The organism is Halostella salina (genome assembly GCF_003675855.1).
Classification (GTDB): domain Archaea; phylum Halobacteriota; class Halobacteria; order Halobacteriales; family Natronoarchaeaceae; genus Halostella; species Halostella salina.
Genome location: NZ_RCIH01000010.1, coordinates 1 through 12,585, shown reverse-complemented (window position 1 = coordinate 12,585; position 12,585 = coordinate 1). Strand labels below are relative to the sequence as shown.

Below are 12,585 nucleotides of genomic sequence, written 5' to 3'. Positions count from 1 at the left end.
TAAGGGCGGCGGGGCCGAACGACGACCCATGAGCGAGGCCACGACGGTCACGGTGTACACGCGCGAGGACTGTCACCTCTGTGACGACGCGATCGCGGCGGTGCGCCGGGCGAGCGACGCGGCGGCGCGGCCCGTCGACGTGGACGTGGTCGACGTGGACGAGGACCCTGACCTGCGCGAGCGCTACGGAGACCGGGTGCCGTACGTGCTGGTCGACGGAGCGCCGAAGTTCAAGTTCGAGGTGGACGAGAACGCGCTGCGGGAAATGATCGAGGCGGCGTAGCGAGAAGGACGGTGTAGCGGGGAGCAGGCGGGGCGGGGGTGGGTGTCACACGGCGGGGACCGTGACGCACCACACGGCGGGAAGGTCGTGCGACGCGTCAGTACGCCGGGTGTCGTGGTCAGTTGCGATTGTACGTGTGGCCGACAACCAGGCCCACGAGGTTCAGGGCGAGCAGCGCGAGGAACGTCATCGTCTCAGAGGGGGTCGACAGGCCGGTCGCCAGCAGCGGGACGTGCAGGAACGGCAGGACGACGGCCATCCAGAACCCGGCCATCTGGAACGGCGTCGTGAGCGCGTGGTCGTCGAGCTGTGCTCGAATCGACGAGGCGGCGCTGGTCGCGCCGTCGGCGATGTCGTCGTTGTGTGCGGAGGGGGCAGACATTGGTTGACACCTCGGTGAGTCTACTCCACCCTTGTGGCTACACGGTCATATAACGGGCCGAGGCTTCGGACGATTTCGGACGATTTTAGCCGGATATGTCGAGACGAGTGACGTTTTACGACTGTTGCAGAGAACCGATAATACTTTATAACTAGTTCTAAGCCGATAACTCCGGGATCCGGAGAAATATAGAGAGATCCGAGCGGTTCGGCCGCGACGGCGCGAGTCGAACGAGCCGACGGCGGAACCGCGCGAGCGCCGCCGCCGCGCGACCCGCCAGTCGCTTTCCGCTGCCTCAACCCTTATTCGCCTCCCCGGAGCAGATGGGAGCATGGAGTACACGACGCTCGGATCGACCGGGACGACGGTGTCGGAACTGTGCTTCGGCACGTGGCGGTTCGGCCGCGAGACGAACGGCGTGGTCGAGACCGACCGCGAGGAGGCCCACGAACTGCTCGACGCGGCGTGGGACCGCGGGATCAACTTCATCGACACCGCCAACGTGTACGGCACGCCCAACGGCAAGAGCGAGCGCTTCATCGGCGAGTGGCTGGAGGACCACGACCGCGACGACTTCGTGCTCGCCTCGAAGGTGTACTTCCCGTTCGACGGCTGGGGCGAGCCCGGCCCGAACGACTCCGGCCTCGGCCGCAAGCACATCCGCCGCCAGATCGAGGGGACGCTCGACCGCCTCGGAACGGACTACCTCGACCTGTACTACATCCACCGCTGGGACGACGACGCGCCGATCGAGGAGACGCTGCGGACGCTGAACGACCTCGTCCGCGAGGGGAAGGTTCACCACCTCGGCGCGAGCACGATGGCCGCCTGGCAGCTGACGAAGGCGCTCTGGACGAGCGACGTGGAGGGCTTGGAGCGGTTCAAGGTGACGCAACCGCTGTTCCACGCCGCCTACCGCGACGACGTGGTCGACTACCTCGACGTGTGCGCCGACCAGGACCTGGCGGTCTGCCCGTACTCGCCGCTGGCCGGCGGCTTCCTCACCGGCAAGTACGAGCGCACCGACGACGGCGTCGAGGCCCCCGAGGACTCCCGGGGAGCCATCGACCCGCAGTTCGACGAGTACTACGTGTCGGCCCGCGGGTGGGAGGTGCTGGACGAGATCCGCGCCGTCGCGGACGAACTCGACGCCACGCCAGCACAGGTCGCGCTGCGCTGGCTTATCGAGCAGGAGAAGTTCACCTGCGTCCCCATCGTCGGCGCGCGCACGACCGAGCAACTGGACGAGAACGCCGGCGCGACGACGGTCTCGCTCTCCGCCGACCAGCACGACCGGATCGCCGAGGCCCGGTACGACGAGGAGGGGCGGCGCTGGGGCCACCGGGAGTGAGCGCGGTCGCGTCGGCCCGGAGCTGCCGACTGGCGTCGACCGCGCCGACCGCGACGCGGGGACCCGGGACGTGATCGACACGGGTTAGGTCGCCGGTCTGAAACTCGGGGGCATGTCGGAGCCGACGGGACGGGAGCACACGGGCGAACGGCGGGGACCCGCGGAGCGACGGCGGTGGACCGTGGCCATCTTCGCGTTCTCCGCGCTCGTCGGGCTCTCCCTGCAGGTCCGGGGCGCGATGCTGCCGAGCTTCGGGACGGCGTTCGACCTCACCGAGGCCCAGCTGGGGCTGATCGCCCCGGTGTCGGCGCTGGGCTACGTGCTGACGCTGTTCGGCGTCGGGATGGTCGTCGGCCGCCTCCGTGTCCAGCGGTTCGTCGCGCTCGGGCTGGCCGCCGCGGGCGTCTGCCTCGTCGGCGTCGGCTTCGCGCCGACGTTCCTCCTGCTGCTCGCGTTCGTGTTCGTCCGGATGTTCGCCACCGGCGGCTTCCGCGCGCTCGGGCGGCCGGTGCTCAGCCATCTCTACCCGGCCAGCCGGGGGCGGGTGTTCAACTTCCAGACGATGGCGTGGGCCGTCGGCGCGACGGCCGGCCCGCTGTTCGCCACGCTCGTCCTCGGCTGGGGCGACTGGCGGATCGCGTACGCGGTCATGGCCGGGCTCTTCCTCGTCGTCGCCGGCTTCATCGCCCGGCTTCCCGCGCCGGAGGGGATCGAGAACGAGCAGTCGCTGTCGCTTGCAGACGTGCGGGCACTTCTGCGCAGACCGTCGATGCTCGGCCTGAGCGCCGCGATGATGCTAGTCGTCGGCATCGAGGGCGGGATCTTCACCTGGCTCCCGTACTACGCGAACGGCTTCCTCCCGCGGTCGCGGGCGAACCTCCTGCTGTCGGTCTACCTCGCAGCGTACGTCCCCGGCCGCCTCGGGTTCGGGGCGGTCGCGGAGCGGTTCGGCTACCTCCGGATCGTGACCGCCGGCGCGGCGCTGTCGGTGCCCGTGCTGTACGCGGTCGTCGCCGTCGACGGCGAGGTCCCGCTGTTCGCGGCGACGTTCTGCGCCGGGCTACTGGTGTCCGGGATGTTCCCCACCCTGCTCGCCTGGGCGACCGACCGGGTGCCGGAGTACAGCGGCCCGGTCAACGCCGTCGCGATGACCGCCGGGCAGGCCGGGTTCTTCGTCTTCCCGGCGGCGATCGGCGCGGTCGCGTCCGCCGCGACGATGCGGACGGCGATGTACGCCGAGGCGGCGCTCGCGGCGGCGCTGGTCGGGGTGCTGGTGGTGTTGCGCGCCCGGACGTGAGGTCGGTGTGACGGGACCGGCCGGGGACGGTCAGAAGTGGTACTTCACGGCTAATCAGCGGATGCCATGGGAGGTAGCGTCAGGATCGAGCGATCGCGGTCGCGAACTGCGATTCCGACACGCTTTCGAACAGGTCGCTGAACCGGGGCTCGGACAGGATCGTTTCGCGGACGATCGTGGCATCGTCGATCAGCCGATGCTCGCGTCCGATCCCGCGAGCGTGGCCCCGCGAGCGCTTCGTCGACTGGATGATATCGAGGAAATCCTGTTCCTTGAGGAGGTCCCGGATCCGGCGTTCGGTTAGGGAGTCAAGATCACATTGCTCACATACGAACTCGTATACTGGATAGATATCGCCGGACGTGAAGACGTCACCATCGCCGTGCTGCGTTAGTAGCGCCAACGACAGGATGACGGCCTGGCTCTGGACCGTCGAGTCGGCGATCATCTCTCGAAATCGGTCGATTTCGGCGCGTTCCTGGGCGTTACGGACATGAGCCTCGGTTACACGATCATCACCTTCCTCGTAGGCGATCTTTCCGGCGTTCCGAAGTATATCCAGGGCCTTCCGGGCGTCGCCGTGTTCCCGGGCGGCCAGCGCGGCACAGAGTTCAACCACGCCGTCAGATAGCACGCCCTCACGGAACGCATCAGTTCGGTTCCGCAGGATCGCCTGCAGCTGCTCGGCGTCGTACGGGGGGAAGAACAGTTCAGTCTCCTGCAAACTCGAGGTCGTCCGCTGCCCGAGATTTTCCACGAACTTCGTCTTATTCGAGATGGCGATGATCCCGATGTTGCAGGTCGTCTTCTCGGCTTCCTCCGCGCGGGACAGTTCCATGAGGACACTGTCGTCCTCCAGTAGGTCGACTTCGTCAAGGATCACGATGACTGTCTCGTACTCGGCGTCAAGCAGGTCCCACAGGCGCTTGTAGTACCGGCTCGTCGACAGCCCGGTATCCGGTACGGTCACACTTGACCCCTCGCGATTGAGTGTCTGACCGATCGTTGCAACGGCCTGGGTTTCGGTATTGTCCTCGTTGCACTCGATGTAGGCAGTCGCCACGTCGTGCCCGCTCGTCCGAGCTTTGACCTCGGTCAACTGCGTAACGTACTTCGAGACGAGTGACTTGCCGGTGCCGGGCTTGCCGTAGATGATAACGTTCTCCGGAGAGTTGCCGTCGGTTGCGTCAACGAGTTGATCGGCAAGTGACCGTATCTCACTGTCCCGCCCGACGATCCGGTCGCCATCCGGGATGTGGCCGATCTGGAGGAGTTGTTTATCGGCAAAGATCGGATGCTCGTCCGGAAACAGCTCCGAAGCAGCCGCGGCTAGTGCCGACTTCTGGTCGTCGGCGTCGTCGTACGAGTCGATCTGCGAATCGTCCATATTCGGAGGATTGGAACGATGGAATATAAAGATGAAGGCCACACCCACCCCACGTTTCCGCTGTAAATAGGTTCGAAATAGTCGTTTGAGAGCATACCACCGTAATGAAATACATCTTATGTAACAACCTTGTTTCCGCTGTAGATGACACCACTCATCCAAGTCCACGGCCAAACGATTTTCCCGATCATCGGCATCAAGTTTCTCGTTCACCGTCACCGGATGGACCAGGTTTCCGCTGTAAATATGCCGATATTATTCAGTACAGTCTATTTACATCGGTAACTCTGTCCCGGCCACCCCGTATTTCCGCTGTAGATGAACGATACCGACTGGCTACTGATGGACATGGAAGGTTCTTATCCTGATTCTATAGATAACTTTTTATACCTATCTTATGAACGTTTCCGTACTGCACTTCTTCGTGTTAGTAGAAAGCGAGAAGCGCAGCTTCGAGCGACCAGCTCACCGTATCTTCGTCCATCCTTGCCACCAAGAGTTCCACCTGAAAGGGCCACGAAGAGGGTCAGACCCTTACCGATCTACAGCGGAAACGTGGGGTGGGGGCGTTCGCCCTGTCCACGGTTCAACAGTCTCAATGGAGAGGACAACGTGTTCGATCGAGGTTTTGGATTGGTTAAAGTTGAGTAACCCAGTCAGAAGTGCTCGAACTTGTCCCGCCGGAACAGGTCGATCTCCGTCGTCGCAGTTGGCGACTCCTGCCGGACGGCGAACGCGATCGCGGCAGCCACCTCCGACGGCTCGGTCACCTCGCCGGGGGCGAAGCGCTCGTCGAACCCCTCGGCGTCCTCGTCCTCGGAGAGGAACCCCGTTCGCACCTCGGTCGGGTTGACGACGCTGACGCCGACACCGTCGCCGCCGACGCTCCCCGCGAGGCTGAGCGCGAACCCTCGGACCCACCACTTCGTCGCGGCGTACACGGGATTACCGGGACGGGGGTACTGCCCCGCGAAACTGCCGAGGAACACGAGCGTTCCCTCGGTCTCCCGGAGGTGGGGCAGCGCCGCGCGGGCGGTGAAGAACGCGCCGTCGACGTTGACGCCGAGCATCGTCCGGTACGTCTCGGTCGCCATCCCCTCGACCGACCCGGAGCGACCGACGCCCGCGTTCGCCACGACCGCGTCGAGGCGGCCGAACGTCTCGACGGTCGTCTCCACGAGCGCGTCGACGGCGTCCTCGTCGGTCACGTCGGTCGGTACCGCCTCCGCACGGACGCCGTGGTCGGCCTCGATCGAGTCGGCGAGTTCTGTGATGCGGTCCGCACTCCGTGCGGCCAGTACGACGTTCGCGCCGTCGGCCGCCAGTTCGTGTGCGGTCGCCGCGCCGATGCCGGAACTCGCGCCGGTGACGATGGCAACGTCGCCGTCGAGGGGGTTGTCGCGTGGCATACCCGGCCTTTCGCGGCCCGATGCTAAGATGATAGGGGTTGCCCCGTCCCGATGTGACGGCTGCCGGCGGTCGTTGCAGGACTGGTGACGTTCGGCCGGACCACCTGGTTTCGCACGTGTCGGAGCGCGGGCTTACGACCAGCGACCGTCGCCACCGGCGTGCCCGACACCGTCACCGTCGGGCACGTCCCCGTCGCAGGCCGCCTGCGCGAAGGCATACCGGTCCGGGTCGTCGGCCACGACGACGGCCCCGATCATCCCCTCCTGATGGTGTGCGTAGCACGCAAACCGCGTCATTCCGACCAGATCGAGCGTCTTGGACTCGGAGTACGGCGCGGGCCTCGGATCGGGGACGGATTCGGGGTCGGAAGCGACACGGAGGCGGTCGACGATGTAATGGCTCCCGCTGCCGTCGACCCAGTCCCAGGTGATGGTCGTCCCCCGGTCGACGATAACGGCAGCCGGGTCGAGTGCGCGTCCGTCGGGTCCAGTCCCCACCTCGACGGTCACTTCGTCGGTCCCGCGTCGGTCGACGAGCCCGTCGAACCCGTTTGCGTCAGCCATCCACGGTTCGACGTCGAGCTCGCCGCGTTCGATCCGGTTTCCGCAGAGGGTGCGTTGGTCATCGAACGAGACCGGTCCGATGTCACCCTCGTTCCGGAGGCGGAACGGCCCCGCGATGAAGTCGTGAATGTGGTTCCCGTAGACCGCGTTGTTCCGACTCCAGTCGCCCCCGTCGACGTCCTCCGAGGGTGCCCACGCGCCGAAGCTCACGGGGAGTGGACACTCCCCGATATCGTTCCAGCGGACCGTACAGTCGTTGCCCTTCACGTCGATAGCCGCGTTCACGACGCCCTCGGAGTTGTGTCCCGCGTTCCGGTCCGTGCAGTACTCGACGGTGATGTCGCTGCTCCCGAGTTTCACGTCGACGAGTTCGTTGTGTGCGTACCCCTCGCTGTTGTCGATGTGGTGGATACGAATGTCCCGGCTGCGGTCCAGCGTCTCGTATTTGTAGTGGTCCTCGCCGCGGTGGACCTCCGGGCTGCCGACGTAGACGATCTCCCGGATGTGGCCGACCTCGTGGTTGTCGACCCGCGGATCGAACTGCATCCCCGCGGGGCCGATGACTTCGAAGTTCCCGATCGAGGCGTTCCGGACACGCTCGACCTGTATGAGTCCCTGGGCACTGTTGCCGATTCTCGACGGCTCGACGACGATGTCCCGGAGGTATTCGAGGCCCTCGTCACGTCGTCTCAGGGGCGTGATGGACACGCACCAGGGGATCCAGACGCGGTAGTCCTCGTACTTGCGCTCCGGATCGACTAACCCGTTGATCGTGACGCCGCGGAGGTGGAAGTGGTTGTGGTCGATCCGGACCGCGTTGTAGACGCCCAGCGGGGGTCGGATGACCGCCTCCGGCGGACCGGTAACCGTGATCGGGGCGTCGGGCTCGCCGTCCCGTCGGGTCCGCAGCAGTTCGCGGTACTCGCCGGGGGCGAGTTGGACCGTGGTACCGGGGCGTGCTCGTTCGAGCGCCCTCCCGATCGTTCTGACCGGGTCGTCCGGGGTTCCGACGGCGTCGTCGGAACCGTCGGGAGCGACGTGGAGCCGTGTGCGGTGGATGACCGTGACCTCGCCGATACGTTCCCCGTTGAGTTCGAGCGAGACCGTGCCCGGCTCCGACGGTGTGACGAACGTCAGCGTTGCCGTCTCCTCGCCGCCGCCTTGCACCGTGACGGTCGCCGTATCGGCCTCGAGGCCGTCCTCCGTGAGAACGAGGGTACGTTGGCTGGCCGCCGTCCCCTGATTCTCGACGACGACGCCGACCCTGACCGTCTCGCCGACGAGAACGCTGTCGTTCTGTATCGTCGCATCGAGGCTGATCGTGGCCGATTCCGCCGTCGTCTCGGAGGGGTCGGCGTCGGTGGCAGTTCCCGTGGACGGAGCGGAATCAGTGTCAGTCTCCGTCGGCTGGTCGGAGTCGGTGCTGGAACACCCCGAGATCGCAGTGACTGCCCCAGTCACGCCTGCAAGCAGGTCGCGTCGGCGTAAACGGTCCGGAGCCATACCGCATCCTTGTGAAGAACTATCATATCGTTTGTGGCACTGTCAGTCGGTCACCGATGTCGGTGAGAACATGTGATCTCTGGGAACCGTGTATTCTAACCGGTTCGCAACTGTGGTGGGGTTCCGAAGCTCGCGCCCGGATCGAGCACAACGCTACAGGTCGACGGCGCGCCCCGTCTCGCCGGCCTCGTAGATGGCGTCCATCGCGCGCATGTCGACCAGCCCGTGCTCCCCGTCCGGTTCGATCTCCCCGTCGGTGAGCAGGCGGTTGGCGAAGTAGTCGAACTCCTCCTCCATCTGGTCCACGTCGGGGAACTCGATCGACGCCTCGCTCTCGCCGCGCTTGAGCGTCAGCGACGCGGCGTCGCGGTTGAAGAACGCGGGTTCGAGCAGCAGTTCGCCGCGCTCGCCGACGATGCGCAGGTGGCCCGTCTCGAAGCCGCTCTGCGTGGCGGTGCAGGCCGCCTGCACGTCGTCCGGGAACTCCAGGATGAACGAGGCGTACTGGTCGGGCACGTCGGCAAAGGCCTCGTCGGTCGAGATCGTCGACGCCAGCACGCGCTCCGGGTCGGCGTCGAGGACGAACCGCGTCGTGTTGAGGGGGTAGAGCCCGATGTCCATCACCGTCGCGCCGCCCGAGAGGTCGTCGTTCAGCCGCCACTGGTCGGGGTCCGGGATCATCTCCAGCAGCTGCTGGGACATGTGACCGTGGACCTGCACCGGGTCGCCGATGAACCCGTCGTCGATCAGTTCCTTCATCCGGCGGACCGCCGGCTCGGTGTGCATCCGGTAGCCGATCATCAGCGGCACGTCGCCCTCGTCGCAGGCGGCGACCAGTTGCTCGGCGCGCTCCACGTCGCCCTCCATCGGCTTCTCGCACAGCACCGCCTTGCCGAGTTCGGCGGCGGTCTCGACGTACTGCAGGTGGAGCGCGTTCGGCGTGACGACGTAGATGGCGTCGTACGCGTCGCTGGCTTTCCCGTCGTGGAACTCCTCGTAGGTGATCCCGTGCTCGATCGTGTCGGCGAGTTCGGCCGCGTCCTCGGCCTTCTCGGTCGAACTGCTCACCAGCGTCGTCGTCTCGCAGTACTTCGACTCCTGTACCGCCGGGATGGCCATGTCCCGTGTCCACCAGCCGACGCCGATCATGGCAAACCGGATCGGGCCGTCGTCGGTCTCGGCTTCCCAGTCGCGCCGCGTGAACTCGTCGGAGTAGCCCTCAAGTTCCATGGTACGATCGGGTAGCCGGGACGCCATAGTGATTCCGCACTCCGCGAGGACTGCCGTCGCTGTCGGGAGGGAAGCAGTGGCCGGCGAACTGGAACCGCGGGAGAACTGCTGGTCGCGGCTACGTCTCCTCGACCATCTCGTCCACCCGGGTGCGGGCCGACACCCGCTTCTCGCCGATGATCGCTCCCACGAGTCCCCCGACCGCCGCACCGGTGCTTGCGGCGTTCCGGCTGAACAGGCCGCCGACGGCGGCCCCGATGCTGGCACCGATCGCGGCGTGGCGCGACCGGCTCAGCGCGCGTTTGAGTCGTGACATGGTACGTCCGGGTACACTGTCGGCACGAATAAACGTACTCCCCCGGGCACGTCGACACACGGTGGTCCCGGGGAGATCACCGCGAAGCGAAGCCGGAGATCGATCGAGGGCCGCCGGTCACGCGATGTCGCGGCTCGTGTCGACCGCGACCTCCTCGCCGAGGTCCAGTTTGATCGTCTCGTCGGCGGGCCGACCGCCGCGGAACTTCGACACCTGGAGGAAGTTCTCGATCGAGTTCCCCTTCACGTCGGTCTGTAGCTCCCACACCACGTCCGCGATGGTGAGCGTCGTCTCGCGCAGCGGCGGCGGGTCCATCGCCGTGCAGTGGAGCAAGCCGACCGCCCCCGTGTTGGTGAGGTGGGTCTTGAACTGGTTGAGGAAGTTGACGTAGCGGTTGCGCTCGCCGGTCTCCTCCAGCGGGTTCAGCGTGTCGACGACGACGTTTGCCTGCCCGTCGACCTGCTGGACGACGCGGCCGGCGTTGTCGATCGGCGTGTCGATGCCGGCGTACTGGATCGAGTAGTCGTCCGTCCGGAGCACGCGCTCCAGGTCGTCCCGAACGGCCGGCTCGGTCCGCAGCGTCGTGATGTAGGCGGTCGGACGTTCCTCCATGAACTCGTGTAGCAGCGGCTCGCTCTGGCTATCGGGCGGAGCCAGCAGCGCGACCACGCTGCCGGCGCGCACGCCGCCGTCGAGGTTCCGGTCGATGGCGGTGACGCCGGTCGAGAGCCGCTTTGCCATCGGTTCCAGTTGACGCGCCTGTGATATAATCGTATCGACGGTTCGACTGTAGTCGGGGTGACTGTACGTTTTTCGACTGGACGTGAGGAGAATACGGAGTCGAAAAGAACGAGAATCGAATAGGATACATCCATCCCGTGTGCGATTACCGATCCGTCGAACAGCGGAACCCGTGGTGTGAGGATCAGTCTTCGGGGACCGTCGTCAGCCCGGCCTGAACGCTGGCGACCGACTGGTCCAGCGTATGCTCTTTGAACTTCCCGCCGTCCTGACCGCGGTTTTTGACCGTCGACGAAGCGATCCCGAGTTGGATTAACTCCGCGAGATGCTCGCGAACGGACCGCATCGATATGGGCTCGACACCTTCCCGCTCACAGACGAGCCCGTACACGTCGTGGATGTCCCTCGTCCGGGCTGGCGTGTCGCCGTCCTCGTGTAGCAGCGTCAGCGCGTAGAGAACGTACTGCCCGTGTTCGGGGAGGTTCGAAATTCCCTGTTCAACCTGATCGGTCTCCAGTTTCGTCCGGGCGCGATCGACGTGACGTTCCGTCACGTTCTCGGCGTTCTCCGAACGGGCGATGTCGCCGGCTTCCAGCAACAAGTCAAGCGCCTGCCGGGCGTCCCCGGAGTCTTTCGCACCGAAAGCGGCACATAACTCGATCACGCCGTCGTCAACAACGCCTTCTTTGAACGCTACTTTTTCGCGCTGGCGCAACACCTGCTGGAGTTCGGTCGCATTGTATGCCGAAAACGAGACCTCCTTTTCACACAGAGACGACCGAACCTTCGAGGACAGTTGCTCCCGAAACGTCAGGTCGTTGCTGATCCCGATGACACCGAGTTGCACGTCCTCCACGTCACCGTTCGACAGCGCACGCGGGAGCTTGTACAGCAAGGAGTCGTCCTCAATGTGGTCGACCTCGTCGAGGACGAGCAGTACGGTCCCGCCGAGCGCATCGAGTTCGTTGAACAGAAATCGGTACACCGCCGCCTGGGGATGCCCGGTGTCGGAAATTTGCTCGCCCGGCTCCCGGAGTTCGTTGACGAGTTGGACCGCCGCCTGATACGAGGAATTGAGCCCGTCACAGTTGATCTCGACTGTGTGTAGATCCAATCCTTCGATGTCGGCTGCGTCCCGTTCGAGCCGTTGGAGGAGAAACCGTGTCGCGGCCGTTTTCCCGACACCGCTTTTCCCGTACAGAAAGACGTTACTCGGGATCTCGTTTTGAATCACGGGCTGAAGTGCGGTGTGATACTCCCGAAGTTCCGCGTCGCGTCCGACCAGCTCGTCCGGCGTCCAATGCTCGGTCAGCGCGTTCCGATTGCGGAAGATCGAATCCTTCCGATCAAACGTGAATTCGTCGTCCATACTGGACAGGGTGACAGGCATCGGTCTTAACCTTTGGTTCCGCTGATTCCGTTGTCCCGTTTTATTTATAAATTCCGGACACCACCGGTTCCGCTGTCTTTGCTCGACCACCACTCACACCACTACTTCCGCTGTTCAGCACGGCGGACACACCGCCACTTCCGCTGTCTCTGGTCGGTCCCACACACTGACGGTTCCGTTGTCCCCATGACTCCCCCACACCACTGGTTCCGCTGTTCAGCAACAAGCCGACATGGCTAGTGGTCTTTATACCACAGGCTCCGCTGTTAGTCGAGAGAGACACACCACTACTTCCGCTGTTCAGCGACGATCGACGTGGCGATGGCCAGCTCACACCGTCGGTTCCGTTCCGGCGAACGAACGCGTGAGGATACTCCATCCACAGCAGGTGCGCAGTTCAAGCTACAGGAGACACACCACCGCTTCCGCTGTTCAGCAGTGTCGCTAGCGCTAGCGGTCCTCTGTGAAACTTCCCTACACTCATCGGTAGTGTTCAGATTAGCTGATTCCATGCGAAGCTGAACGATTTGAGCCAGTCGTCAGCTGTGTCTGCGTCGGCATTGCTAAAACAGTTTGAAAACGAAGATGTTCGTCGTTTTACTTCTCGAAAGACACGTTCGACACTGTTCCGATTTCCATGTTTTTCGTATCGGAAATCGAGGCCGTGTCGTGAACAGGCGTCTTTCAGCGAGAGTGAGCCATCGATGAGAAACACGGCGTCGTCAACGTCGT

The 12,585-nt window shown here is 64.6% G+C and carries 11 protein-coding genes and 1 pseudogene; 3 read left to right on the top strand and 9 right to left on the bottom strand.

What is annotated here, in order from left to right:
* Window positions 1–28: 28 nt before the first annotated feature.
* Window positions 29–283, top strand: a complete 255-nt coding sequence (locus D8896_RS17280) for a glutaredoxin family protein (RefSeq protein ID WP_121823357.1) — start codon at window positions 29–31, stop codon at window positions 281–283.
* 118 nt (window positions 284–401) lie between these two features.
* On the opposite strand, the gene D8896_RS17275 is transcribed toward D8896_RS17280, so the two are convergent.
* A complete protein-coding gene (locus D8896_RS17275) occupies window positions 402–665 on the bottom strand; it encodes a hypothetical protein (RefSeq protein ID WP_121823356.1) in 264 nt (87 codons plus the stop codon).
* A gap of 331 nt (window positions 666–996) precedes the next feature.
* On the opposite strand from D8896_RS17275, the gene D8896_RS17270 reads away from it, so the two are divergent.
* Window positions 997–2,016, top strand: a complete 1,020-nt coding sequence (locus D8896_RS17270; RefSeq protein WP_121823355.1) for an aldo/keto reductase — start codon at window positions 997–999, stop codon at window positions 2,014–2,016.
* A 112-nt stretch (window positions 2,017–2,128) separates the two neighbouring features.
* Window positions 2,129–3,313: an MFS transporter gene (locus D8896_RS17265; RefSeq protein WP_121823354.1), complete on the top strand. Its 1,185-nt coding sequence runs from the start codon at window positions 2,129–2,131 to the stop codon at window positions 3,311–3,313.
* A 79-nt stretch (window positions 3,314–3,392) separates the two neighbouring features.
* On the opposite strand, the gene D8896_RS17260 is transcribed toward D8896_RS17265, so the two are convergent.
* The 8 genes and pseudogenes from D8896_RS17260 to D8896_RS17225 all read right to left on the bottom strand — a co-directional run.
* Window positions 3,393–4,700: a Cdc6/Cdc18 family protein gene (locus D8896_RS17260; RefSeq protein WP_121823353.1), complete on the bottom strand. Its 1,308-nt coding sequence runs from the start codon at window positions 4,698–4,700 to the stop codon at window positions 3,393–3,395.
* 656 nt (window positions 4,701–5,356) lie between these two features.
* A complete protein-coding gene (locus tag D8896_RS17255) occupies window positions 5,357–6,109 on the bottom strand; it encodes an SDR family oxidoreductase (protein ID WP_121823352.1) in 753 nt (250 codons plus the stop codon).
* A 132-nt stretch (window positions 6,110–6,241) separates the two neighbouring features.
* Entirely contained in the window at window positions 6,242–8,176 is a 1,935-nt protein-coding gene (locus tag D8896_RS17250) for a DUF1565 domain-containing protein (RefSeq protein ID WP_121823351.1), read from the bottom strand.
* Window positions 8,177–8,329: 153 nt separating this feature from the next.
* A complete protein-coding gene (gene gfo6 / locus D8896_RS17245) occupies window positions 8,330–9,406 on the bottom strand; it encodes a D-xylose 1-dehydrogenase Gfo6 (RefSeq protein WP_121823350.1) in 1,077 nt (358 codons plus the stop codon).
* Between the two features lie 118 nt (window positions 9,407–9,524).
* Window positions 9,525–9,722, bottom strand: a complete 198-nt coding sequence (locus D8896_RS17240) for a glycine zipper 2TM domain-containing protein (protein ID WP_121823349.1) — start codon at window positions 9,720–9,722, stop codon at window positions 9,525–9,527.
* A gap of 117 nt (window positions 9,723–9,839) precedes the next feature.
* Entirely contained in the window at window positions 9,840–10,463 is a 624-nt protein-coding gene (locus D8896_RS17235; protein WP_121823348.1) for an RAD55 family ATPase, read from the bottom strand.
* Between the two features lie 184 nt (window positions 10,464–10,647).
* The gene (locus D8896_RS17230) at window positions 10,648–11,832 is read right to left on the bottom strand and encodes an orc1/cdc6 family replication initiation protein (RefSeq protein ID WP_121823347.1); all 1,185 of its coding nucleotides are present in this window, start codon (window positions 11,830–11,832) and stop codon (window positions 10,648–10,650) included.
* A 514-nt stretch (window positions 11,833–12,346) separates the two neighbouring features.
* Window positions 12,347–12,585, bottom strand: a pseudogene (locus D8896_RS17225) (IS6 family transposase); the annotation flags it as partial.

Bases quoted from the DNA above. Each gene is read 5' to 3' on its own strand.
- D8896_RS17280 (WP_121823357.1), top strand. From the start codon at position 29: ATGAGCGAGGCCACGACGGTCACGGTGTACACGCGCGAGGACTGTCAC.
- D8896_RS17275 (WP_121823356.1), bottom strand. From the start codon at position 665: ATGTCTGCCCCCTCCGCACACAACGACGACATCGCCGACGGCGCGACC.
- D8896_RS17270 (WP_121823355.1), top strand. From the start codon at position 997: ATGGAGTACACGACGCTCGGATCGACCGGGACGACGGTGTCGGAACTG.
- D8896_RS17265 (WP_121823354.1), top strand. From the start codon at position 2,129: ATGTCGGAGCCGACGGGACGGGAGCACACGGGCGAACGGCGGGGACCC.
- D8896_RS17260 (WP_121823353.1), bottom strand. From the start codon at position 4,700: ATGGACGATTCGCAGATCGACTCGTACGACGACGCCGACGACCAGAAG.
- D8896_RS17255 (WP_121823352.1), bottom strand. From the start codon at position 6,109: ATGCCACGCGACAACCCCCTCGACGGCGACGTTGCCATCGTCACCGGC.
- D8896_RS17250 (WP_121823351.1), bottom strand. From the start codon at position 8,176: ATGGCTCCGGACCGTTTACGCCGACGCGACCTGCTTGCAGGCGTGACT.
- gfo6 (WP_121823350.1), bottom strand. From the start codon at position 9,406: ATGGAACTTGAGGGCTACTCCGACGAGTTCACGCGGCGCGACTGGGAA.
- D8896_RS17240 (WP_121823349.1), bottom strand. From the start codon at position 9,722: ATGTCACGACTCAAACGCGCGCTGAGCCGGTCGCGCCACGCCGCGATC.
- D8896_RS17235 (WP_121823348.1), bottom strand. From the start codon at position 10,463: ATGGCAAAGCGGCTCTCGACCGGCGTCACCGCCATCGACCGGAACCTC.
- D8896_RS17230 (WP_121823347.1), bottom strand. From the start codon at position 11,832: ATGGACGACGAATTCACGTTTGATCGGAAGGATTCGATCTTCCGCAAT.